Origin of the sequence: Streptomyces sp. NBC_00370 (assembly GCF_036084755.1) — a bacterium.
Classification (GTDB): Bacteria; Actinomycetota; Actinomycetes; order Streptomycetales; family Streptomycetaceae; genus Streptomyces.
In genome coordinates, this window is the sequence record NZ_CP107968.1 from 7,019,140 (window position 1) to 7,041,854 (window position 22,715).

A 22,715-nucleotide genomic window follows, 5' to 3' on the forward strand; every position below is an offset into this window, starting at 1 on the left:
GATGACAACAGCCGGCCAGGCCAGGGAGACGTTCTACGACAGCTGGATGCGCAAGGAGGGCCTGCCCGTCCACCGCGGTTACGGCATGCCCGACGTCCGTACCCTGGAGCGCGCCGACTGGGCGCGTACCGGCGGCAGGGCCGCCTTCGTGCAGCTGCACGGCATGGAGGGCTTCACCGGCATGCAGATCGGTGAGATCGCCCCGCGCGCCTCGCTGGAGCGCCAGCGCCATCTGCACCAGCAGTTCGTCACCGTCCTGTCCGGCCGGGGCACGGCCGACGTGTGGCTGCCCGGCGACACCCGGCGCACCAGCTTCGAGTGGCAGCGCGGCAGCTTCTTCGCGATCCCGCTCAACTGCTCGTACGTGCTGCACAACACCGGGTCCCAGCCGGTGCTGTACATGGCGGTCAACGACGCCCCGATGGTGCTGGACCTGTTCCACAACGAGGACTTCGTCTTCGCCAACGACTACCGGTTCACCGACCGGTTCGCACCCGGGGACGGGTACTACTCCGACAGCAAGCGGTACGAGAACTACTTCGGCGGGATCGCGGAGACCAACTTCATCGCCGACATCAACGAGATCGTCCTCGACTCCCTCGGCGTCAAGGGCAGCGGTGTCGACGCGACCGTCTTCGAGATGGCGGGCAACACCGTCGCCGCGCACATCACCTCCTGGCCGGTGGGCCGCTACCACAAGGCCCACCACCATCTGGGCGGCGCCGTGCTGTTCGGACTCCGGTCGGAGGGCTACGTGCTCATCTGGCCGCAGGAGGCGGGGAGCAGACCGTACGAGTCCGGCAACGGCGACCGGGTGGTACGGGTGGAATGGGGCGAGGCCTCCGTCTACAGCCCGCCCAGCAAGTGGTACCACCAGCACTTCAACACCGGGCCCGGCACCGCGCGGCAACTGGCCTTCCGCGGCGGGGTCAAACACCCCACCGGGATCCGCAGGGCCGGCAACCCCATCGTGGGCGGCCGTCCCGGGGTGCTCGTCAGTGTGCGTGAGGGCGGCAGTCTGCTGCCGTACGGCGACGAGGACCCGCGGATCCGGCGCGACTACCTCGAAGCGCTGGCGGCACGCGGCGTCACGCCCGACATGCCGGACGAGCTCTACGCGCCGACGCCCTGATCAGGAGTGGCCCCGGTACGCCAGCTCACTCGCCAGCAGCGCGGCGCCCACCACGCCTGCCCTCGGGCCGAGTTCGGACATGACGATGGGCAGGTTCCGGGTGGCGAGCGGGAGCGAGCGTTTGTACACGACGCTACGGATCTCGGCCAGCAGCAGATGGCCGAGGCCGGAGAGCCCGCCGCCGATCACGATCATCGACGGGTTCATGAAGCTGACCAGCGTGGCGAGCACCTGTCCCACCCGGTGGCCGCCGGTGCGGATCAGATTGACGCAGGCGGTGTCACCGCCCGCCGCGCACTCGGCGACATCGACGGCCGTCAGTGAGCCCTGGGCCGCCAGCCGGTCGGCGAGCGGCTGCGAACGGCCCTCCAGGGCGGCGGCGGTGGCGTCCCTGGCGAGCGCGACCCCGCCGAAGTACGCCTCAAGGCAGCCGGTGTTGCCGCAGGAGCACACCGGACCCGCCGACTCCGCCTCGACCTGGATATGGCCGATGTCACCGGCGCACCCCTCGGCGCCCCGGTAGATCCGGCCGTGGTGCTGCATGCCCGACCCGATGCCGCTGCCGATCTTCACGAACAGCAGATGGTCGACGGTGCGGGCCACCCCGCTGTGCTGTTCGCCGAGCGCCATCACATTGACGTCGTTGTCGACGACCACCGGGCAGTTGTGCTCCCGCGCCAGGGTGTCGCGTACCGGATAGCGGTTCCAGCCGACCATGATCGGCGGGGAGACCGGGATGCCCTCCCGGAAGCTGACGGGTCCGGGCAGCCCGATGCCGATGGCGTCGATCTCCGTGTAGTGGCCCTGGGCGCGCATCTTGTGCAGCAGCTCGCTGACCCGGGCCAGCGCGGCGACCGGGCCCAGGTGGATGATGTCGGCCGCCTCGGTGACGGCCGCGACAGGTTCGAGCCTGCCGTCGGTGATCTCGATGTCGATGGAGCTCGCGCCCAGATCGACGGCGGCGAACCTGACCCCGGGGTCGAGCTGGACCAGGGTGGAGCGCCGGCCGCCGCGCGAGGCGGCGGGTCCCGCCTCCAGCACCTTGCCCGCCGCGACCATCCGGTCGAGCTCGGCCAGCAGCCGTGGTCTCGGCACGTCGAGTTCGTTCGACAACTGGGCGCGGGAAAGCGGGCCGTTGTCCCGCAGCCGGCTCAATACGCGGTACTCGATGCTCACAGTCTCACTTCCTCCGCACACTCTCAGTTTCGGACACTGCGACGCTGTTTGTACGGCTGTTGCGAACTTTCCTCGATTTTGCCAAAAGTAGTGACGGTGATGACCAAAGGGCGCGCCGCCCCACCGGTACGGCGGGGCGGCGCGCCACCAGGTCAGCCGGCCAGGCCCCCCTTCACGGCCTTCGCGTCACGCGCCAGCGCGGCGCCCGCCGCGGCGTCCGGCACCAGGGCGGTGTCACTCGCCGAGGCGGCGATCGAGTCGAGCACGGCCCCGGCCTGGCTCAGCCGGCCGGCCTCGGCGTGTGCCCGCGCCTGGTCGAGCCGCAGCGTCAGCCGCTGCTGGCCCTGCGCGGTGACCAGTCCGTCGGTACGGAACTGGGCGATGAGCGTGCCCAGTTCGGCGAACGACGTGCTGGTGGTGAAGTGCACGGTCTTCGTCGTGGTGTTGCCCGCCGCGTCGCGCGCCGTGACCTTCAGGTCATGGCCGCCCAGCGGCAGCCGCCACAGCTGCACCTGCCGTCCCGAGGTGAGAGCGGCGCCGTCCAGCGTGCTGGTCGCCGTCGCCCCTCCGGAGACCGCGTCGGTGGTCGTGACCACCGGTGTGACGCGCTTGGAGTCTCCGTACGTGGCGTCGGCGTCGACACCCGCGACCGTCACCGTGGGACCCGTCTTGTCGATCCGGACGGCGAGCGTCCCGACCTCGGAGACATTGCCGCCGCTGTCGGTCGCCCGGTAGCGGACGGTGGTGTTGCCCTCGGTGGACAGCGTGACCGCGGCGTTCGCCGACAGCCAGGTCGTACCGCCGTTGACGGAGTACTGACGGCTGGCGACCGAACCGTTGTCGGTGGCCGCGACGTTCAGCGTCACATTGCCGGTGTACCAGCCGTTGCCGCCCGTGGGCGCCGCCGGGTTGAGCGTGGCGGTCACCTTCGGCGGTGTCTTGTCGGCGACACCCGCGCCCTGGAACGTCAGCGCGTCGAGTTCGACGCCGCCGCTGGAGGTGACGTAGAGCTGACCGCTGCCCGCCGGAGCGTTCGCCAGCGCGGTGGTGACCGTCTGCCAGCCCTCACCCGCCGGGACCGGGATGGTGGCGAAGGGCTCGGTCCGCGAGGAGTTCCAGTGCAGCGACAGGGTGCCGGCGCCGGACGTCCGGGTCTGTACGCCGGTGATGCCGGCGAACGAGACCGGGTCGTAGGCGATCCAGTCGTTGGCGTCGAAGGCGGTCACCTTGCGCTGGCCGGAGGCCGTGGCGTCGTCGGTGATCGTGACACCCTCCGACAGGTCGTAGTGCTCGGCCTGCATCAGCGCCGGGTTGAGGATGACCTGTGCGTCACCGGTGGCCGGCGGCACGCCGCCCGCGCCCTTGTCGGTGTAGGTGATGCCGAGGACGCCGAAGACGTTCTCGGTGTCACCGTGTCCCGCGTCGGCGGGGGAGACGACGGCGCCGGAGCAGCCGGTGCCGCTGTTGACCGGGTGGCCGTGCTGGTTGTGGCCGAGACCGAAGGTCCAGGCGACCTTGGCGCAGTCGATGTTGGTGCCGTCCTCGGGGTCGTCGACCTTGACCCCGTACGGCACCGCGTCACCCCAGTTGAAGAAACCGCCGTTGGGCGGCTGGGTGATCTCGACGGTCGGGGCGGTGTTGCCGACGGTGATCTGACGGCTCGTCAGGCCGAACTTGCCCTGCGGGTCGGTGACCTTCAGCCGGGCCTGGTACTGGCCGTTCTCGGCGTAGGTGCGGGTGGCGGTCGGTCCGGTCGCGTCGAACGTGCCGTCGCCGTCCAGGTCCCACTGGTAGGTGAGGGTGCCGTCCTCCGGGTCGGTCGACCCGGTGGCGTCGAAGGAGACGGCCAGCGGCGCCTGCCCGGAGGCCGGCTGTGCCTTGATCACCGCGGTGGGCGCCTTGTTGCCCTCGGCGTAGTCGATCCGGTAGAGACCCGCGTCGGGGTTCTGCCGGAAGAAGCCGTCGCCGTAGTCCAGTACGTACAGCGCGCCGTCCGGACCGAACTCCAGGTCCATCGGGTTGTCCCACGGCGGGATGCCGTTCTCGGACCGCTCGCTGTTGGGCAGGACGTTCTCCAGCTTGCTGACGGGTCCGTCCGGGCCTTCGAGGGTGAGCGCCGCGACGTAGTCCTGCGAGAACTCGCCGAGGAACGCCTTGCCGTCCCAGTACTCGGGGAACTTGCCCGGGGCCGGGTTGTCGGCGTCGTAGTGGTAGACGGGACCGCCCATCGGGGCCTGGCCGCCGGGACCGCCGGGACCGCGGAACGCGGTCAGCTCGGGCCAGGGCTGGTCGGTGTCCTTGTCCCCGTACCAGAGGGTGGCGGGGCTCGCCGGCGGCAGCGTGGTCAGACCCGTGTTCCAGCGCGAGTCGTTGACCGGCGCGGCGCAGTCGAACTCGGGACCGGGGGTGAGGGTGGCGAAGTCGAAGTCCCGGTACGGGTGGGTGTTGTCACCCGTGCAGTACGGCCAGCCGCTGTTCAGCGGCTTGGTCGTGGTGTTCCACTCGACGTACCCCATGGGACCGCGGTTCGGGTCGGCGTTGCCGGCGTCCGGGCCGTAGTCGCCCCACATCACCGCGCCGGTGGCCTTGTCGACCGTCATCCGGTACGGGTTGCGCAGCCCCATCACGAAGATCTCGGGACGGGTCTTGGCGGTGCCGACCGGGAACAGGTTCCCGTCCGGGATCGTGTAACTGCCGTCGTCCTGCACGTGGATGCGCAGGATCTTGCCCTTGAGGTCGTTGCTGTTGCCCGAACCGCGGCGCTCGTCGAGGCCGGGGTTGTAGGTGGCGGCGTCGTTGATCGGGGTGTACCCGTTGACGTTGGGCCCCGAGGCCGGGGTGTTGCCACCGGTGGAGATGTACAGGTTGCCGTCGGCGTCGAAGTCCACGTCGCCCGCCACGTGGCAGCACTGGCCGCGGTTGGTATTGACCCGGATGATCTCCTGGGCGGTGGTCAGGTCGAGCTTGTCACCGGTCCACTTGAAGCGGGTGAGGGTGTCGTAGCCCTCCCACTGCTTCCAGTACGAGTCGTCCTGGCCCGCGGGCAGCCGCTCGGGCGCGGAGCCCGTCGGTGTGTTCAGCGGCGGCGAGTAGTAGAGGTAGACCCACTTGTTGGTCGCGAAGTCGGGGTCCAGGGTGACGGTCTGGAGCCCCATCTCGGAGTTCTGGTAGACCTCGATGTGGTTGGCGATCTTGGTGACGCCGGTGCCGGGGTCGGTGAGCCGCAGGTCGCCGTTGCGGGCGGTGTGCAGCACGCGGCTGTCCGGGAGGACGGCGAGGTCGATCGGCTCGCCCGTCTCCTTGGTCAGGGTGACCTTCTCGTAGTTCGCCCAGTCCAGGGCCGGGTCGGCTGCTGCCGCGTGCTCGACGCCGTTGTGCGCGGTGGCGGCGGGCGCGAGCGCCACACCGCCCAACGCGGGCAACGCCGCCAGCAGGACGCCTGTGACGAGGCGTCTCAGGGTACGGTGCACGATGATGCTCTCCTTGGTCGCTGGCGGTTCAGGAGGGTGTGCGGCCGGGCCCGGTCCACCGCCCGCACCGTGGCTGCGGTGCGGAATCACGGCGGGCCGAGCCCGGCTGACGTGCTTGTGCTGTGCTGTGCGGGGTGGTGGTGTGCGGGGGCGGATCGCCCGGACTAGCCGAGCAGTTCCTTCAGACCGGCGAAGCTGCGCTCGGCCGCACCGAGCGAACCCGGCGGGTTGGGCTGGGTGTTGACGGCGTTGTCCTGCTCCCAGACGCCGAAGTGGCTGCCACGGGCGCCGATCTCCCGGACGAAGCGCTCGTACGGCATGTCGCCCGCGCCGAACTCGACCATGCTGTAGCCGTCGCCGGCCGACGGGTTCGACGTGCCGTCCTTCATGTGGAACAGCGGGTAGCGGTAGGGCTGGTTGCGCACGTAGGCGGCCGGGTCGAAGCCGGGGAACCGGTACTTGCCGACGAAGGCCCAGTACACGTCCATCTCCAGATAGACGTGGCGCGGGTCGGTGTTCCTGAGGAACACGTCGTACAGCCGGACCGACGGCTGGTCGGTGGCGAAGCCGAACTCGCCCGCGTGGTTGTGCTGGTAGAGCTTGAGGCCACGGGCGGTGGCGGCGGCGCCCCAGGTGTTGAACTCCTCGGCGGCCGCGAGGTAGCCGGCGACCGTGTTGCTGTTCGACGGGGCGTTGGCGGTGCCGACGTGCGGCATGCCGAGGATCTCGGCCGCGTCGAGTTCCGCCTGGATGTTGCTGCGGAAGTTCCCGATGCCGACGTGACTGCCCACCGCGCGCAGCCCGTTGTCGTCGAGGATCTGTCTTATCTCCTGGAGGGTGATCTGGCGGCCCAGGATGGAGGTGTTCTGGGTGTACCCGGCGAACTCGATCTCCGTGTAGCCGATTCTGGCCAGTTCGGTCAGGACGACGGCGAAGCCGAGTGAGGTGACCTTGTCGCGGACGCTGTAGAGCTGGAGCCCGATGCGGTCCTTGGGGATGGACAGGATGCTCGGGGCGGCCGACGCCGAGGATGCCGTGGCCACACCGCCGACGACCGAGGCGGCGGCGAGTGCCACCGTGGTGCCCGCTGTGGCCCGCAGGAAGTCCCTGCGATCGAAGGACTTGTTCAGATTACCCACGGTAACTCCTGGCTGGTGGGGTGACGAGAGACGGAAGGGGCGCTGTGCGCGCTACCGGTACGTCAGGTGCGGGGAACACCTGGGCCACTAGAGGTCGGAGTCACCGGCCGCGCGGGCGTCGGCCCGTGCGGTGGCGGCGCGGGCCGCTGCCTTCTCGGCGAGGTCGCCGCCGCGGTCCTGGGGTGCCAGGCGGGCGGAGCGGGCGGCCGAGGGCGCGACGGGGGCGGTCTCGCCGGTGACGGCGCCGCGGATCCGGGCCAGCGAACCGACCTGGAGCACCGGGCTGTTCCCGGTGGCGCTGAGGGCGCCGCGGACGATCGCGTTGTCCAGTACGGCGGTTGCCGTGTTGTCACTGACCGTCAGATTGCCACCGAGGTAGGTGGCACCCTCGCAGGTGCTGAGCGGGCCGTTGCCGCCGAGCTGGAGGTTGTCCGCGTTGTTCTTGTAGACCGTGGCGCCTTCGACCTCGCTGGCGCACAGGACGCCGCCCAGCGAGTTGTCACTGACCGTCAGACCCTTGACGGTGGAGTCGTAGACGTCGGTGTAGAGGTTCCCTTCACCGGTGAGCGCCCCGCTGAGGGTGCTGCCCGAGACGTACAGCTCACCGTCGGAAGCGGTGACGGCGGCGAGCTTGGAGTCCACCGCGTACACGAAGCCCTCGGTCGCGGTCACGGCCTTGGCCGTGGTGTCCTGCAGATGGGCGCCGAAGGCCGACGTGGTGGTCAGCGCGCCCTTGACGGTGCTGTTGTCGAGGTCCAGATAGCCGTTGTCGGCCACCGTGACCGCGCCGTTGAAGGTGACGCCGGAGCCGACGAGGTCGGCGCCGGCCTCCACCCGCACCGTGCCCTTGACCTTGGTGCCGGTCAGTGTGCACGACTGCCCGGCCGGCACGACCAGGTCACCGCCCACGGTCACGGCGCCACCGTCTCCCACACAGGTGGTGTAGAGCGCCGCCTGGGCGGATCCGGCGAAGGCCACCAGCCCGCCGGACGCCACCAACGAGGCCGTGACAACGAGCGTACGGATCTTCATATCGCTTCCCTCCTGCTGCGATCACAGCCGCGACGATCGCGCGGCTGAGTGCCCCGTGGATACGGGGGTGCTGCGGGGCTGCCTGAGCAAGCGGCCGCCGACGCGGCGGCCGTGACGCCTCGGATCGGACTACGGCCCGACCAGTGGGGGGAGTGATGGTTCCGCCTCCGCTTGTAACGGGGGCGAAACACTTGCCTGGTTGGGCCGAGACACTAGGGCGCGGCAGGAGGGCTGTCCAGAGGTTTGGAACGAATCTCTAAAACTTTCTCATGATCCGTCAAAAGGTTTTGAGCGGGATCCATTTGTGCGACCAGGCCCTGATGGCCTCCATGACCGGTTCGAGGTCGAGCCCCTTCTGCGTGAGGTGGTACTCGACCTGGACGGGGGACGACGGCAGTACCCGACGCTCGATCAGACCCTCGTCCTCCAGGGTGTGCAGTCTTTGCGCGAGCATCGTGTCGCTCAGCCCCGGCACCGCGGCCTTGATCTGTGCGTACCGGTGCTGGTCCGTGGCGACGGCCCGCAGGATCGCGCCGCTCCAGCGGGCGCCGATCAGCTCGATCGCCGCGTGGTAGCGCGTGCAGACAGGGTGCAGTTCACTCATGGGTCGCCGCCTACCTCGTCAGGAGACCGGGGCCGGGCGCAGCGGGTGCAGCGTCGCCGACACCCTCAGCAGCTCGTCGAACATGGCCTTGGTCGATGTGGTCATGATCTCGCTCGGCACGACAGTACCGTCGTCGTCGATGAACTGGTTGACGAACGGGACGGCGACGGCCTCCACGACCGGGGTCATCTTGAGCGCCGTCACCACCGACTTGAGCTGCTGCACGGCGCGCGTTCCCGCGGCGATGCCGCCGTAGCTGACGAACGCCACGGGCTTGTACTGCCACTCGTTGTGCAGGAAGTCGAGGGCGTTCTTCAGCGCCGCGCTGTAGCCGTGGTTGTACTCCGGCATCACGAACGCGAACGCGTCGGCGGCCGCGACCCGGGCGCTCCAGTCGCGCGTGTGCTGCTGCGTGTACGCCCCCAGCCGGGGGTGTCCCGGCTCGTCCATGAACGGCAGGTTCAGCTCGGCGAGGTCGACCAGGTCGACCTCGGAGAAGCCGCCGTGCGCCGTGGCGGCGCTCTCGATCCACCGGCCGACCGGCAGCCCGACCCGGCCGGGGCGGTTGCTGCCGATGATGATCATGAGCTTGGTCATGCGGATGTCTCCTCGGTGCGTGCGTCTGAGTCGCCTCAACGTATCAGTATTTCTTAGTAGCTAAGAATATCTTAGCGCTGTGGGTGATGTGCGAGCGATCACAGCCGGTGGCGGCTACCATCGGAGAACAAGATCGAGAGGTGACTCGTCTCACAGGCGGCACGGCGGTCCGCGGCACATGGGCGATCAGCGGCTGGGCAGGCGCTCCCCCGGAGATGCCCGGTGCGGGCGCCTTCACCGCTGACCTCACAGCTGATCTCACGGCTGATTCGGGATGGAGAACCCACGGTGCTGATGGCTCACCCCGCGATACTTCGCAACCTTGTCGAGCAGTACGAGGCGCTGCAGATCCGGCACGCGGACGAAGGCTCGATCGAGACGCTCCGCCGGCTGGAGGACGTGACGTACACGCTGTGCGTCTCGACCGGCACCCAGACCGTCGAGGCGGCCCTGGCCGTCGCCGAGCAGCAGCTGACCAACGCGCTCGCCGAGACCGTCCCCGTGGCACCAGGCCGCGCGGGTACGGGCGTCGTGGACGACGAGGTGCGGCTCACCGCTTGACGTGGTGCCGCGCCCGCAGCAGGAGGAGGACGGATCGCGAGTCCCGGTGGTGCCGACACCTACGCCGTGTGGAACAGCGCTCCCTACGCGGCGCTGGTGGTGGACGCGGCGGGCACGGTACGACTCGCGAACGACCTCGCGCTCGCCCTCTTCCCCGGCGCGGGACCCGGTGCCCGGCTCACCGACGTCGTACCCCGCTGGCTCACGCTCGCCCATCAGGACCCGCTGCCCGACACGGTACGAGGACGGGTCGGCGCCCGCGCCTTCGAGGCGCGTCCCACCCGCGGACCCGACGGCGACGTCGTCTGGTGGCTGGCCGAGGCGCCCGGCGACGCAGGCCTGCGCGAGGCGCGGGAAGCGCTGCGGACCGAGCGCAGGCGCACCGCCTTCCTGACCGAGGCGTCGAACGCCCTGCTGTCCTCCCTCAACGCCGAACGGTGCGCGGACACCACGGCCCGGCTCGCCGCCGGACATCTGGCCGACGCCGCGCTCGTGATCGCACCGCCCGCCGGACGCGGACTGCCGGTGACCCGCTGCACCCGGGGCGGCGCCCCGGTACGCGGACAGCAGACCGCCGAGCCCGCCGAGATGCCCGGCCTCGCCGAGGCGCTGGGCGGATTCCCGCCCGTCCCGTCCCGCTGGATCGACCCCGCCCATGTCCCCGACTGGGTGGTGCCGGAAGGATTCGGCCCGGTCGGCTCGATCGTGGTCGCCCCGCTGCCGGGACAGGGCGGCCCGGCCGGCGCCCTGATCCTGCTGCGGTACTCGACGACCGAGTCGTTCACCGAGGACGAGGAGATCATCGTCCGGCTGTTCGCCGCCCGGGCCGGCGCCGCGCTCTACGCGGCGCGGATGTACCTGGACCAGGCCGCCATCACCGAGACGCTCATGGCGGAGCTGCTGCCGCCCTCGCTCGACCAGGTCGCCGGCGTCGAACTCGCCGCCGGATACCGGGCGGCGGGCGACGCCGAGCGCGTCGGCGGCGACTTCTACGACGTACACCCCACAGGCCCGGCCGCGCCGGACGCGGGCGCGGCCCCGAGCGGTGAGTACCTGGTGGTCCTCGGCGACGTGTGCGGCAAGGGACTTGAGGCGGCCGTACTGACCGGCAAGATCCGCAACACCCTCCACGCGCTGGTCCCGATGGCCGACGACCACCCGCGGATGCTCCGGCTGCTCAACGGGGCGCTGCTCAGCTCCCGGAGCGCCCGTTTCGCCACCCTGGTGATGGCCTCGACCAGGCGCGAGGGCAGTCACGTACGGCTGCGGCTCACCAGCGCCGGCCACCCGGCGCCGCTGATCGTGCGCTCCGACGGCCGGGTGGAGGAGGCGGCGACCCGCGGCACCCTCGTCGGCGCGCTGCCCGAGATCGAGGCGCACACGGTGGAGACGAGCCTCGCACCGGGCGAGACCTGTGTGCTGTACACCGACGGCATCACCGAAGCCAGGGGAGGCCCGCTGGGCGGCGAGCTGTTCGGCGACGACAGGCTGCGCGGCGTCCTGGCCGAATGCGCGGGACTGCCCGGAGGCGCCCTGGTGGAACGGGTACAGATGCTCGCGTCCCAGTGGGTGTCCGGCGGCCGGCACGACGACATGGCGATCGTCGCCGTCACCGCCCCGCGCACCAACCACCTCAGCGCCGTCGGCGGCCACGGCCCGGGCAGGTTCACCCCATGACGGCCCCTTCGACGCCCCCCTCGACACCGCCGCTCGACCGCCTGCGGGAGCGCCTGTGGGAGGCGGTCCGCGGCGGCGACGAGGAAGCGGCGATCGATGCCGTGTCCGGCGCGCTGGACACCGGGACCGACCCGGAGAGCCTGCTGCTCGACGTCATCGGCTACACACAGCGGAAAATCGGTGACGAGTGGGCCGGCGCCCGGATGACCGTCGCCGAGGAGCACGCGGCGACCGCCATCAACGAGCGCGCCGTCGACGCCGCGGCACACCACCCCGCAGCCCGCCGTCCGCGCACCCGTGGCCGGATCGCCGTGGCCTGTGTGGACGGCGAGTGGCACGCGCTGCCCGCGCGGCTGCTCGCCGAGGTGCTGCGGCTGCGCGGCTGGCACGTCGACTACCTCGGCACGCAGGTGCCGGCGCCCCAACTCGTCGCACATGTGCACCGCACGGGCCCCGACGTCGTGGCCCTGTCCAGCTCGATCGCCACCCGGCTGCCCGCGGCGCACACGGCCATCACCGCGTGTCAGGGGGCGGGGGTGCCGGTCCTGGTCGGCGGCGCTGCCTTCGGCCACGACGGCCGGTACGCGCGCCTCCTCGGCGCCGACGCCTGGGCGCCCGACGCCAGAGCCGCTGCGGCACGGCTCGCTGCGGCGCCGCTGGCGGAACCGCACCCGCCGCGCGGCACGGGGGCGGACCTGCCGCATCTGGTGGACCACGAGTACACCCTGGTCGCCCGATCGGCGCCACAACTGGTCAGGACGGTCCTGGCCCGCCTGGAGCAGCGCTTCCCCGAGATGCGCGCGTACGACGCGGCGCGCCGGGAGACCATCGCCGAGGACCTCTCGCACATCGTGCGGTTCCTCGCCGCCGCGCTCTACACCGACGACGCGGAGCTGTTCACCGGTTACCTCAGCTGGACCACCGACATCCTGAACGCGCGCGGTGTGCCCGTCCCTTCGCAGCTTCCCGTGCTGGAGCTGCTGGGGGAGCAGCTCAAGGACTTCCCCCGCGCCGCGGGCCTGCTCGACCAGGCCCGCACGGCCGCCCGTGGTGGCGCGGCCGTGCGGGGTGACGGATGAGGTCCTGACGGGCGTGGTCCGACGGCGGGCGGCTCAGACCACCATCCAGTCCAGTACCGCGGTGCTCTGCAGATAGACGAGCACACACATGAACAGCAGGAACACCAGGCTCCAGCCGATGACCTTGCGGAACAGGACCCCTTCCTTGCCTTCGAGTCCGACGGCCGCCGCCGCGATGGCCAGGTTCTGCGGGGAGATCATCTTGCCCAGCACACCGCCCGACGAGTTCGCCGCCGCCATCAGTGTCGGCGACAGGTGCGCCTGCCCGGCAGCGGTGATCTGCAGTGCCCCGAACAGGGAGTTGGACGAGGTGTCCGAGCCGGTCACCGCGACGCCCAGCCAGCCGAGGATGGGCGAGAGGAAGGCGAACAGACCGCCGGCGCCCGCCACCCACAGACCGAGCGTCGTCGTGGCGCCCGACTCGTTCATGATGTAGCCGAGGCCCAGCACCAGCATCACGGTGAGGATCGCGAACTTCAGCTGGTCCAGGGTGTGTCCGTAGGCCTTGAGGCCGCGCCTGGGCCCCATCTGCAGGACGGCCATGCTGAGCAGCCCCGAGATCAGCAGCAACGTGCCCGCCGCCGACAGGTAGTTGAGCTTGAACGTCGTCGCGACCGGCTTGCCGGCCTCGTTGAGTATGTGCAGCCCCGGCCAGTTGACGATATGGGTCACGGCCTCGATCCCGCTGCCCGTCTCGCCCGCCTTGGCCGGCGGCGTACCGGTGATCGCAGGTACTCGCGTCGCCAGGACGAACACGACGATGACGATGAGATAGGGCGCGTACGCCTTGAAGACCTCCAGCGGTGAGTCGTGCGTCTGCCGGTCGGCCTCGGCCCTGGTCCGGGTCACGACCCCGGCGCCACCGCCGCCGGCCGGGGCGGCGACGCCGCCGGTGCCGGGCTCGGTGCCGGTACCGTCCGACCCCTCTTCCGCCGCCTCACTCTCCGTGTAACTGCCCTTGGCGTGCCACACCCGGGTGAAGACGAGCACGGCCAGCGCCGAGGCCAGCGCGGCGATGATGTCCGCGAGTTGTACGGACCAGAAGTTCGACGACAGGTACTGGAAGACGGCGAAGACCGCACCGCACACCAGGGCCGGCGGCCAGGTCTGCCGCAGCCCCCGCTTGCCGTCCACGATGAACACCAGCGCGAGCGGCACGAACAGGGCGAGCACCGGGGTCTGCCGGCCCACCATCGCACCCAGGTCGTCCACGGGCAGCCCCGTGACACCGGAGAGCGTGGTGATGGGGACGGCGATCGCGCCGAACGCCACCGGCGCCGTGTTGGCGACCAGCGCGACCGTCGCCGCCTTGATGGGCCGGAAGCCCAGGGCTATCAGCATGACCGAGCTGATCGCCACCGGCGTCCCGAAGCCGGCCAGGGCCTCCATCAGCGCGCCGAAGCAGAAGGCGATGATGATGGCCTGCACCCGCTGGTCGTCGCTGATGGAGGCGAACGACCTGCGGAGCACGTCGAAGTGGCCTGTCTCCACCGTGAGGTTGTAGACCCAGATTGCGTTGATCACGATCCACATGATCGGGAAGAACCCGAAGGCGGCCCCGAGGAGCCCGCTGTTGAGCGCGTCCCCGAGCGGCATCGAGTACGCCCAGATCGCGATGACGACGGAGACGACGAGCGAGATCAGCGAGGCCAGCCACGCCTTCATACGCAGCACACCGAGCAGTACGAACAGTACGAGCAGCGGCAGGATCGCGACGAGCGACGACAGCCCCAGCGAATTGTTGAGCGGACTGTAGTCCTGTTGATAATCGGCCAACAGCATGGAACACCTCTTCTAGGACGGGGAGGCGGGTTGCACGGCACCGGTGTGGGGGTTCCCGGTGTGCTTGGGGGCGGCGCCGGACACCACGGTCCCCGGCCCGTCGAGGGCCTGCGCGAGCAGCCGCTCCACGGGAACACCACGGATCGAGGCGTCCAGCACCTGCACGGTGTGGGCGACGGGCAGCCGCTCGCCCATCCGGGCGAGCGTGGTGGCGACCTGCATCCAGCAGCCGGGGTTCGCCGTCACCATGACCTCGGCGCCGGTGGCCAGCACGGCCTTGGCCTTGCGCTCGCCCAGCTCACCGGCCGGCTCCGGATGCAGCAGGTTGTACGTGCCGGCGCTGCCGCAGCAGATGTCGGCCTCGGCCAGCTCACGCAGCTCCACACCGGGGATCGACCCCAGCAGCCGGCGCGGCTGGTCGCGCACACTCTGCGCGTGCGCGAGATGGCAGGCGTCCTGGTAGGCGACGGTCATGGGCAGCGGATGGCGCTCGGCCACCGGGCCCAGCTCGTCGAGCAGTTCGGTGATGTCCCTGGCCTTGGCGGCCAGCGCGTCGGCCCGCGCCGCCCACCCCGGTTCGTCGCGCAACTGGTGGCCGTACTCCTTCAGGTTGGAGCCGCAGCCCGCCGCGTTCACGACGACCGTGTCGACCCCAGCGGCCTCGAACGTCTCGATCACCCGCTTGGCGAAGCGCAGCGCCTCCGGCTCCCGGCCCGCGTGCGCCGACAGCGCGCCGCAGCAGCTCTGCCGCGCGGGGACGACCACCTCACAGCCCTCGGCGGCCAGCACCCGTACCGTCGCCGCGTTCACGTCGGGGAAGAACGTGCCCTGCACACAGCCGGTGAGCAGGCCGACGGTGCGCCGCCGGGTCCCGACGGCCGGCACCCGCTCCGGAATGCGTTCCACCCGGCCGAGTTTGGGAGCCAGTGACTCCATCGCCCGCAGGGGCAGCGGCAGTCGGCCGAGCAGCCCCGAGCGTGCGAGCAACCGCCCGAGACCGCTGGCCTGATAGGCGCGCAGCGGACCGCGCAGCGCCCGCAGCCGCCGGGGGTAGGGGAAGAGACCGTAGATCGCGGTGCGCAACAGCCGCTCGGCGCGCGGGCGTTCGACCCTGCGCTCCACCTGCGCCCGGGTGGCCTCGATGAGTTTGTCGTACTGAACCCCGGACGGGCAGGCCGTCACACACGACATACAGCCGAGACACTGGTCGAGATGGCGCACACTGCTCTCGTCGAACACATCGCCTTCGAGGCCGCCCTTCATGATGTCGATGCGGCCACGCGGACTGTCCATCTCCTCGCCCCACAACACATAGGTGGGGCAGGCCGGCAGACAGAAACCGCAGTGCACACAGTCCCCGATCAGCGCGGCGTCCGGCGGGTGGTGCGCGTCGAACGCGCCGTCGGGCGGGGGCCCTTGACCCGGCATGCCGAGTGCGACGGTGGCGGAGGCCGCGCTGGGCGCGATCGGGCCGCCCTGGCCCGTACCGATGGGGCGGGGCGCGGTGAGATGTCCCGCCGCGCCGGTGGGGTGCTCGGCCGCCGGTACGTCGACGGGTTCCTGGTCGGCGGGGGTGTCCCCGGCGGGAGTGTGCCCGGTCATCTAGAGCCCTCCGATCAGCCGGCCGGGCGAGAGCCGCCGGCCCGGGTCGAACTGGTCCTTGACACGTGTCATCAGGCCGAACGAGTCGGCGACCGGGCCCCAGTGGTCGAGCCCCTGCCGTACGTCGTCCGGCGCTTCCAGCACGACGGCCGAGCCGTCGTACGGTGCGATCGCGGCCCGCAGCGCCGCCAGGTCGGTGGTGTGCGGCACGGCCGCGTACGCCACTCCCGTACAGGCGGAGGCGGTGCCCGACGAGGCTTCGGGCAGCGCCGCCAACACCCGGGGCAGCGCGAACGGCTCGAAGGCGAGCCGCAGTACGAGACCGCCGGAGGGACGCGCGCCGAACCAGGACGGGGGTGCGTCGGCCTCGGCGCCGCCGCCGAGCAGCGCGACCGCCGCCCGCGACTGCGCCCGCACGGACTCCTCGATGCTCTCGAAGAGCACGACGAGTTCACTGCCGGTGCCGGCTGCCCGGCCCGCCTCCCAGCGCAGTTCGACCGCGGTGGGGGTGAGCGTCGAGCGCGCCACGAGCGCGGCGAGCCGGCCGGCCTCCGCCGCGTCGGGTACCGGTACGACGACCGCGCGCGCCGCGGGAGGCAGCGGGTGCAGCCGCCAGGTCGTCGAGACGACCACGCCGAGGCCGCCGTGCGCACCGGTGTAGAGCTTGCCGAGGTCGTAGCCCGCGACGTTCTTGACGACCTTGCCGCCGGACTTGGCCGTCCTGCCGTCGGCCAGCACGACGGTCACCCCGATGAGCAGGTCCCGGACCGTGCCGTAGCGCAGCCGGCGCGGGCCCGAGGCGTTGGCGCCGACGACACCGCCCAGCGTGGCCCCGGGCTCCGGCGGGTCGAGGGCCAGCATCTGGCCGTGTCCGGCGAGCTGCCGCTGGAGCGTGTCGAGACGTACGCCCGCCTCGGCGACGACGACGAGATCGCCCGGCGCGTGCTCGACCACCCGGTCCAGGCCTGTGGTGCGCAGCAGCAGGTCGCAGGAGGTGGCCGGGGCCGCCCAGCCGGTCTTCGTACCCGAACCGACGGGCACGACCGTGCCCGACGTGTCGCGCAGGACGTCGGCGACCTCGGCCGCCGTCGTCGGCCGGACCGTCCGCGCGGGGCCCGCACCCGCGACAACGGCGCCCGTCCGGGCGTCTTTTCCTGCCGCCATTCAGAACACCTCGCCCAGCGCCGGGTCGTGCGTGTCGGCGGCAGTGTGCACGCCAGGCCGCTCGCCGCACAACCGTGGTGTCGGAAAGAGTTTTCCGGGATTGGCGAGACCGGCCGGGTCGAAGGCGCAGCGGACGAGTTGCATCGTGTCCAGGTCGTCCTCGGTGAACTGCCTGCTCATCTTGGACTTCTTCTCCACACCGACGCCGTGTTCCCCGGTGATGGACCCGCCGGCGTCGACGCACAGGTCGAGGATCGCGAAGCCGAGCTGTTCGGCGTCGTGCGCGGCGCCGGGGACGGTGTCGTCGAACAGGATGAGCGGGTGCAGATTGCCGTCACCCGCGTGGAAGACGTTGGCGACCCGCACGTCGGCCGCCTCGGCGAGCCGGCCGATCTCCGCCAGCACCTCCGGCAATTGGGTGCGCGGGATGACACCGTCCTGCACGTAGTAGGCGGGGCTGATCCGGCCCACGGCGGCGAAGGCGGACTTGCGGCCCTTCCACATCAGCGCCCGTTCGGCCGCGTCCCGCGCGATCCGGGTCTCGAAGGCGTGGCGCGCCTCGGCGGCTTGTGCGACCTGGCGGAACTGTTCGTCCACCTCGACCTGGGGCCCGTCGAGTTCGATGACGAGGACGGCGACGGCGCCTTCGGGGTAGCCGCAGCGTACGGCCGCCTCCGCCGCCTCGATGGCCAGCGCGTCCATCATCTCGATGGCGGCGGGCAGGATCCCGGCGGCGATGATGTCGCTGACCGTGCCCGCCGCGTCCTCGACGGTGTGGAAGCCGACCAGCATCGTCTGCACCGACTCCGGTGCCCGGATGGTCCGGACGGTGATCTGCGTGGCCACCCCGAGGGTGCCCTCGCTGCCGACGAAGGCACCGAGCAGGTCGAGCCCCGGGTGCTCGGGGGCCGTACCGCCGAGATGGACGACGTCACCGTCCGGCAGAACGATCTCGGCGCCCATCACGTGGTTGACGGTGAAGCCGTACTTGAGGCAGTGCGCGCCGCCCGCGTTCTCCGCGACATTGCCGCCGATGGAACACACCTGCTGGGACGAGGGGTCGGGCGCGTACGCCTGGTCGTAGGGGGCCGCCTCCCGGGTGACCCACAGATTGATGACACCCGGCTCCACGACGACCCGGGCGTTGTCCGGGTCGACCGAGACGATGGCCCGCAGCCGGGACAGCACGATGAGCACACCGTCCGCCACGGGCACGGCCCCGCCGGAGAGCCCGGTGCCGGAGCCCCGGGCCACGAACGGCACACCCGCCTCGGCGCACAGCCGTACGGTGTGCACCACGTCGTCGCGGTGCGCCGCGAGGACAACGATGCCGGGACGGACCCGGAAGGCCGCGAGCCCGTCGCACTCGTAGGTGCGCAACTGGGCCGGGTCCGTGAGTACTTTGCCGTCCCCGATGACGGCGCGCAGCCGCTCGGCGAGCGCCCGCGACCTGGGGGATGCCGGGGAGTCCCGGGTCGCCGGGACGGTCTGCGAGGTCTGCCCTGGGTTCGCCATGCTGTCTCCTCGAACTCGAACTCGTAGCCGCTGACGAAGACTCCGGGCGGCGGCCGGCCGCCGCCCGGAGGGACGTCTCCGCCCCGGCCGAGGCGCTGTGCCGCGGCGCTACCCGGGCTACTTCCCGGCGGCGTCCGCTTCGAGTCCGAGCTGATCGGCCTTCGCGCACTGGATCGACACGTCGAAGTAGTTCTTGACCGAAGCGGCCCCGTTCACAAACGGGTTGGGCCCCGCGCCGCGGCCGGCGAGTTCCTTCGTCTTGGTGGCGGCGTTGTCGAACTCGGAGTGGTTGGACATGATGACGGTCGCCCCGGCCTTCACCGCGGCCGCCTGCATCTTCTTCGCCGAGTCGATGTACTGCTGGAGGTTGGCGATACCGGGGTCCGGCTTGTCGTTCTGGAAGCCGAGCGCCGTGCCGCCCGAGTAGGCGACGGTCACCGGGTCACCGTAGTCATGGACCGTGAAGGTCATGGAGAGGGTGCCGGGGGTGTGTCCCGGGGTCGGGATGATGTGGACGGTCGTACCGCCCAGCTTCAGATCGGTGTTCTTGGAGACCCGGATCCCGGTCTTGAAGTCCGGGGTCTGGCCCTTGAACGTCTTGGGATGTGCCTTGATGGCGTCCCAGTCCGGTGAACCCATCACCACCCGGGCGTTCTTGGTCGCCTTCTGGACCACCTCCACACCACCGACGTGGTCGGCGTGGGCGTGGGAGATGATGATGTACTTGATGTCCTTCGGGTCGAGCCCGAACTTCTTCATCCCGTCGATGATCAGGGTCTGCGCGCTGTACTGGTAACCCGAGTCGATCAGGATGAGACCCGCGCTGGTCTTGAGGATCCACGCGCTGTGCACCGAACCGCCGACGAAGTAGAGGTCGTCGAAGGCGCGGGCCGAGTCCGCGTACCAGGTCGACTTTGCGGGCGCCTTCGAAGGGTCGTCGATGTAGGCGGGTGTGGTGTCGGTGGTGCTGGGTGCTCCGTTGACCGGCGGCAGGAAGCAGAGCCGGTTCAGGGTGCCGAGGTGTTCGAGTCCCGCCGCGTTCTTGGCGGCCGTCTGGGCCGCGAGTATCTCCGCGGCGAAGTCGCGGTGCGAGGCCTGTGAGTGCCCCTGCCCCTGTGCGAACACCGGTGCTGCGGCGACGCTGCCGCCGACCAGTACGAGTGCGGTCGTCATCAGTGCGAGGCGGGATCTCATGCTCTTGCTCATGCGGTGCTCCCAAGGTGTTGGCGTCGTTGCCGATTCCACCACTCGGTAAGTCGCTACCGAATGGTGGAACAATGCGCGCGCCCACTCGGCCATGTCAAGAGTCACGTGTGAGTTGCATCTCAGCCACTTGCGGAGCTTGGCTCTCTCCCGTCACCAGCCCGTGAACAGCAGGTGGTTGATCAACAAGGCCAGTACGGTCTGCGCCGTCAGCCATCCCCGGCGCCCACGGTCCGGCAGCAGCGCGGCCGCCGGCAACAGCCAGCAGGCGAAGGGCAGCCAGATGCGTTCCGTCTCCGCCTTGCTCATGCCGGACAGGTCGGCGAGCAGCAGCGCCAGCAGCGCGGCCAGCACGAGCAGCGCCAGCCGCCCGGTGTCCTGGAGCGTTCCGGTACGCACTCCGCGCAGGATTTTCGCGGTGCATGCCCTGCGCATTCCGGCCACCGTGGCGAGACCCGTCATGAGCACGGTGCAGGCGAGGTTGGCCCACACCCAGTACCCGTACGGACGGATCCTGGCGACCCCCTGGTAGTAGCGCTCGACCAGCAGCTGGTACGCCTCCCACCAGTTGAAGCCGGCCAGGGTGAAGACGGCGGGCGCGACCAGCGCCCCGGCCAGGAACAGCGGCAGCGGGCGGGCGCTGCGGCTGATCAGCAGGACGGCGACGCCGATCACCGCGATCAGCGCCAGCCCGTACGAGAGGTAGCAGAGCGCACCGAACAGCAGCCCCGAAGCGACGGCGGCCGTCGCGGGCGACCGGACGGTGCGGGTCGCCGCCAGTGTGAACAGCGCGACCGCCCAGGCGGCGACGGCCGCGAAGTACCCGTCGGCGGAGGCGCCGATCCACACCGCTGTCGGCGCGACGACGAGGAACGGCGCAGCCCTGCGCGCAAGCGCCTCACCGGCCAGGGCGCGTACGGTGACCAGCACGGCGACCGCGGCCGACGCGCCGGTGACGACACACCACACGCCGGCCCAGCCGCCGCCGCCGAGGCCCAGCCGGTCGAGACCCACGAAGGTGAGCACGGCGCCCGGCGGATGGCCCGCGAGGTGCGCGGGCCAGTGACCGGGGGAGTAGAGCAGGATATGGCTGGTGTAGCCGCGCACGGCCGCCCCGATGTCGCCGAAGCGGCCGATGCCCTGGAGGTATTCCTCGCGGGTGGTGAGGCGTTGGGCGATGCCGTCGTGCCAGCCGTCCACGAGCGCGAGCGAGAACACCCAGGCCATGCTGGTCGCCCAGGTGGCCAGGGTGAGCGCGCGCCAGGACAACCGGGCTGCCACCGCAGGCCCTTGGACGACCACGGCGAGTGCGACGAGGACCGCGGCCGGTGTGCCGGGGCCGATGTGCGGGTCCCACGAGGCGAACAGCGGCGGCCAGTTGACGTGCAGTGCGCCGTCGGCCCGCTCGATCGCCCGGCCGACGAGCACCGCCACCACCACGAGCAGCACGCCGGCGCCGGCGGCGGCCAGGTCGGCGCCGCGCCCGGTCGTCCCCGTCGTCCCCTTTTCCCCGGTCTTCCCGGTCTTCTTCCCGGCCGGTTCCTGGACGGGCGGGCACTCCTCAGGCGGCGAAGGGCGGTGGTCCGCCGTCGGTGTTTCCTCGGCCCTCATCCGGTGTTCCCTTCCCGTACGCGCGGCACACCGGCTCTGCGCAGCGCCACGAACGGCCGTCCGGCCGCCTCCCATTGGTCCACCGGCCGCCAGCCGAGCGGGCGCGCGTGCCGCAGCAGGGCGCGGACACCGATCCTGGCCCACGGGAAGAGCGCGTCCTCGGAGCCCTCCGCGGTGCCACCGCCGGTGCCGCGCCCGTCGTCCACCCGGACCCGCACCCGCTCGTCGATGTCGAGCGGCGCCGTCTCGGCGATGAGCAGTCCCTGCGGCGCCAGCAGTTCGGCCGCCCGCACCAGCAGCGCGCGCGGGTCGCCGCCGATGCCGACATTGCCGTCGACGAGCAGCGCCGTGTCCCAACGGCCCTCGCCCGGCAGCGGATCGAAGACCGATCTGCGCAGCGCGACACCGCCGAGGAGCGTGGTCCGGTCGACCGCCGCGTGGCTGACGTCGATGCCGAGCGCGCGATGACCGCGCCCGGCGAGCGCGGCGACCAGCCGGCCGGGGCCGCACCCGATGTCCAGCACCGCGCCCTCGCAGCGGGCGAGCGCCGACAGATCGGCCGCGTCCGCGACCGCGCACCACCGCTCCACGTCGAGCGGCAGCAGCCAGCCGTCGCTGCGGCGCAGGAACAGCGGGCCCCGGCCGCTGCGTACCGCCTCGGTGTACGGATCGGCGCCCCACGCCACCGCCGTACTCATCGGGCCACCGCCCTGCGGCCGGCGGTCAGACGCGCGTAGGTCGCGGCGAAGGCGGTGTGCGGTGCGAGCGCGCTGACGTACGCCGCGTCGTCCGGCGTGTCGACGTCGCGCAGCCTCGGCAGATCCTGGACGGTGAGCCCCGCCGCCACCAGCCGGCCGCGCTGCACGGCGCCGGTGTGCGGGACCGACATCGGCACACCGCGCAGCAGGGCCGGGTCGGGCACGGCGAGACCCAGCGCCCAGAACCCGCCGTCGTCGGCGGGCCCGAACCACGCTTCGGCGCCCTGCCGCCCGGCCGCGGTGAGTGCGGGGGCCAGCAGGTCAGGAGTGATCTGCGGGGTGTCCATCCCGATGAGTACGGTGGGCCCCTGGCAGCCGCCGAACGCGGCAGCGAGCCGTTCGTCGAGGCCGCCCGTTCCCTGCGGCACCACCTCGAAGCCCGGCGGCAGCCACCGCCCTGGGCGCCCTTCGAGCACCACCACACGCCGCCGGGCGGGCAGTTGGAGCACGGTCCGCAGTGTGTCACCGAGCGCGGCCTCGGCCAGTTCGGCCGCCTCGGTGTGGGTGAAGTGCGGGGTGAGCCGTGTCTTCACCCGGCCGGGCACCGGTTCCTTGGCAATGACCAGCAGCGTGGCTGATCCTTCTGAATGGGTCACGGATTTCACCCTACGGA

At 71.1% G+C, this 22,715-nt stretch carries 18 protein-coding genes; 4 read left to right on the top strand and 14 right to left on the bottom strand.

Translation table 11 applies throughout. The features are described from left to right. The first annotated feature begins 1 nt into the window (after position 1). Entirely contained in the window at positions 2 to 1,132 is a 1,131-nt protein-coding gene (locus OHS57_RS31255) for a hypothetical protein (RefSeq protein ID WP_328584074.1), read from the top strand. On the opposite strand, the gene OHS57_RS31260 is transcribed toward OHS57_RS31255, so the two are convergent. From OHS57_RS31260 to OHS57_RS31285, 6 genes are all read right to left on the bottom strand, one after another. Then, positions 1,133 to 2,308, bottom strand: a complete 1,176-nt coding sequence (locus tag OHS57_RS31260; RefSeq protein WP_078863781.1) for an ROK family transcriptional regulator — start codon at positions 2,306 to 2,308, stop codon at positions 1,133 to 1,135. A 152-nt stretch (positions 2,309 to 2,460) separates the two neighbouring features. Then, a complete protein-coding gene (locus tag OHS57_RS31265; protein ID WP_328584075.1) occupies positions 2,461 to 5,778 on the bottom strand; it encodes a PQQ-dependent sugar dehydrogenase in 3,318 nt (1,105 codons plus the stop codon). A 164-nt stretch (positions 5,779 to 5,942) separates the two neighbouring features. After that, entirely contained in the window at positions 5,943 to 6,917 is a 975-nt protein-coding gene (locus OHS57_RS31270) for a sugar phosphate isomerase/epimerase family protein (RefSeq protein ID WP_078863782.1), read from the bottom strand. An 87-nt stretch (positions 6,918 to 7,004) separates the two neighbouring features. After that, positions 7,005 to 7,949 carry a hypothetical protein gene (locus OHS57_RS31275; RefSeq protein ID WP_041992830.1) on the bottom strand — a complete coding sequence of 315 codons (945 nt, stop codon included), beginning with the start codon at positions 7,947 to 7,949 and terminating at the stop codon, positions 7,005 to 7,007. A 277-nt stretch (positions 7,950 to 8,226) separates the two neighbouring features. Next, positions 8,227 to 8,553, bottom strand: coding sequence for a winged helix-turn-helix transcriptional regulator (locus OHS57_RS31280; protein WP_041992833.1), 327 nt, complete (start codon positions 8,551 to 8,553; stop codon positions 8,227 to 8,229). A gap of 18 nt (positions 8,554 to 8,571) precedes the next feature. After that, on the bottom strand, positions 8,572 to 9,150 hold the full coding sequence (locus tag OHS57_RS31285) for an NADPH-dependent FMN reductase (RefSeq protein WP_041992835.1): 579 nt from the start codon (positions 9,148 to 9,150) through the stop codon (positions 8,572 to 8,574). A 294-nt stretch (positions 9,151 to 9,444) separates the two neighbouring features. On the opposite strand from OHS57_RS31285, the gene OHS57_RS31290 reads away from it, so the two are divergent. The 3 genes from OHS57_RS31290 (at position 9,445) to OHS57_RS31300 (ending at position 12,467) form a co-directional block, all read left to right on the top strand. Continuing rightward, on the top strand, positions 9,445 to 9,711 hold the full coding sequence (locus OHS57_RS31290) for a DUF5133 domain-containing protein (RefSeq protein WP_443043109.1): 267 nt from the start codon (positions 9,445 to 9,447) through the stop codon (positions 9,709 to 9,711). Positions 9,712 to 9,777: 66 nt separating this feature from the next. Further along, positions 9,778 to 11,388, top strand: coding sequence for a SpoIIE family protein phosphatase (locus OHS57_RS31295; protein ID WP_443042998.1), 1,611 nt, complete (start codon positions 9,778 to 9,780; stop codon positions 11,386 to 11,388). Continuing rightward, complete coding sequence (locus OHS57_RS31300; RefSeq protein WP_328584076.1) at positions 11,385 to 12,467, top strand: cobalamin B12-binding domain-containing protein; 1,083 nt, start codon at positions 11,385 to 11,387, stop codon at positions 12,465 to 12,467. Before OHS57_RS31295 ends, OHS57_RS31300 begins: the two co-directional genes overlap by 4 nt. Before the next feature lie 33 nt (positions 12,468 to 12,500). Here the strand turns inward: OHS57_RS31300 and OHS57_RS31305 are convergent, their stop codons facing one another. The 8 genes from OHS57_RS31305 to OHS57_RS31340 all read right to left on the bottom strand — a co-directional run bounded on the left by OHS57_RS31305 (position 12,501) and on the right by OHS57_RS31340 (position 22,698). Further along, positions 12,501 to 14,249 (bottom strand): L-lactate permease, encoded by a 1,749-nt coding sequence (locus OHS57_RS31305; protein WP_041992848.1) that lies wholly within the window; start codon positions 14,247 to 14,249, stop codon positions 12,501 to 12,503. A 12-nt stretch (positions 14,250 to 14,261) separates the two neighbouring features. Next, on the bottom strand, positions 14,262 to 15,851 hold the full coding sequence (locus OHS57_RS31310) for a heterodisulfide reductase-related iron-sulfur binding cluster (RefSeq protein ID WP_052457181.1): 1,590 nt from the start codon (positions 15,849 to 15,851) through the stop codon (positions 14,262 to 14,264). Then, positions 15,852 to 17,015 (bottom strand): FAD-binding oxidoreductase, encoded by a 1,164-nt coding sequence (locus tag OHS57_RS31315; protein WP_328584077.1) that lies wholly within the window; start codon positions 17,013 to 17,015, stop codon positions 15,852 to 15,854. It lies immediately after the preceding gene. After that, a complete protein-coding gene (locus OHS57_RS31320; RefSeq protein WP_328584078.1) occupies positions 17,016 to 18,530 on the bottom strand; it encodes an FAD-linked oxidase C-terminal domain-containing protein in 1,515 nt (504 codons plus the stop codon). A gap of 117 nt (positions 18,531 to 18,647) precedes the next feature. After that, positions 18,648 to 19,736 (bottom strand): MBL fold metallo-hydrolase, encoded by a 1,089-nt coding sequence (locus tag OHS57_RS31325; protein ID WP_157874391.1) that lies wholly within the window; start codon positions 19,734 to 19,736, stop codon positions 18,648 to 18,650. A gap of 150 nt (positions 19,737 to 19,886) precedes the next feature. Then, positions 19,887 to 21,344: a hypothetical protein gene (locus OHS57_RS31330; protein WP_328584079.1), complete on the bottom strand. Its 1,458-nt coding sequence runs from the start codon at positions 21,342 to 21,344 to the stop codon at positions 19,887 to 19,889. Beyond that, the gene (locus OHS57_RS31335) at positions 21,341 to 22,042 is read right to left on the bottom strand and encodes a class I SAM-dependent methyltransferase (protein ID WP_041992854.1); all 702 of its coding nucleotides are present in this window, start codon (positions 22,040 to 22,042) and stop codon (positions 21,341 to 21,343) included. Before OHS57_RS31335 ends, OHS57_RS31330 begins: the two co-directional genes overlap by 4 nt. Beyond that, on the bottom strand, positions 22,039 to 22,698 hold the full coding sequence (locus OHS57_RS31340) for a TIGR04282 family arsenosugar biosynthesis glycosyltransferase (protein WP_328584080.1): 660 nt from the start codon (positions 22,696 to 22,698) through the stop codon (positions 22,039 to 22,041). The genes OHS57_RS31335 and OHS57_RS31340 overlap by 4 nt, the downstream gene beginning before the upstream one ends. Between the last annotated feature and the right edge of the window lie 17 nt (positions 22,699 to 22,715).

Bases quoted from the DNA above. Each gene is read 5' to 3' on its own strand.
- OHS57_RS31255 (WP_328584074.1), top strand. From the start codon at position 2: ATGACAACAGCCGGCCAGGCCAGGGAGACGTTCTACGACAGCTGGATG.
- OHS57_RS31275 (WP_041992830.1), bottom strand. From the start codon at position 7,949: ATGAAGATCCGTACGCTCGTTGTCACGGCCTCGTTGGTGGCGTCCGGC.
- OHS57_RS31280 (WP_041992833.1), bottom strand. From the start codon at position 8,553: ATGAGTGAACTGCACCCTGTCTGCACGCGCTACCACGCGGCGATCGAG.
- OHS57_RS31285 (WP_041992835.1), bottom strand. From the start codon at position 9,150: ATGACCAAGCTCATGATCATCATCGGCAGCAACCGCCCCGGCCGGGTC.
- OHS57_RS31290 (WP_443043109.1), top strand. From the start codon at position 9,445: ATGGCTCACCCCGCGATACTTCGCAACCTTGTCGAGCAGTACGAGGCG.
- OHS57_RS31300 (WP_328584076.1), top strand. From the start codon at position 11,385: ATGACGGCCCCTTCGACGCCCCCCTCGACACCGCCGCTCGACCGCCTG.
- OHS57_RS31305 (WP_041992848.1), bottom strand. From the start codon at position 14,249: ATGCTGTTGGCCGATTATCAACAGGACTACAGTCCGCTCAACAATTCG.
- OHS57_RS31310 (WP_052457181.1), bottom strand. From the start codon at position 15,851: ATGACCGGGCACACTCCCGCCGGGGACACCCCCGCCGACCAGGAACCC.
- OHS57_RS31315 (WP_328584077.1), bottom strand. From the start codon at position 17,015: ATGGCGGCAGGAAAAGACGCCCGGACGGGCGCCGTTGTCGCGGGTGCG.
- OHS57_RS31320 (WP_328584078.1), bottom strand. From the start codon at position 18,530: ATGGCGAACCCAGGGCAGACCTCGCAGACCGTCCCGGCGACCCGGGAC.
- OHS57_RS31325 (WP_157874391.1), bottom strand. From the start codon at position 19,736: ATGAGCAAGAGCATGAGATCCCGCCTCGCACTGATGACGACCGCACTC.
- OHS57_RS31330 (WP_328584079.1), bottom strand. From the start codon at position 21,344: ATGAGGGCCGAGGAAACACCGACGGCGGACCACCGCCCTTCGCCGCCT.
- OHS57_RS31335 (WP_041992854.1), bottom strand. From the start codon at position 22,042: ATGAGTACGGCGGTGGCGTGGGGCGCCGATCCGTACACCGAGGCGGTA.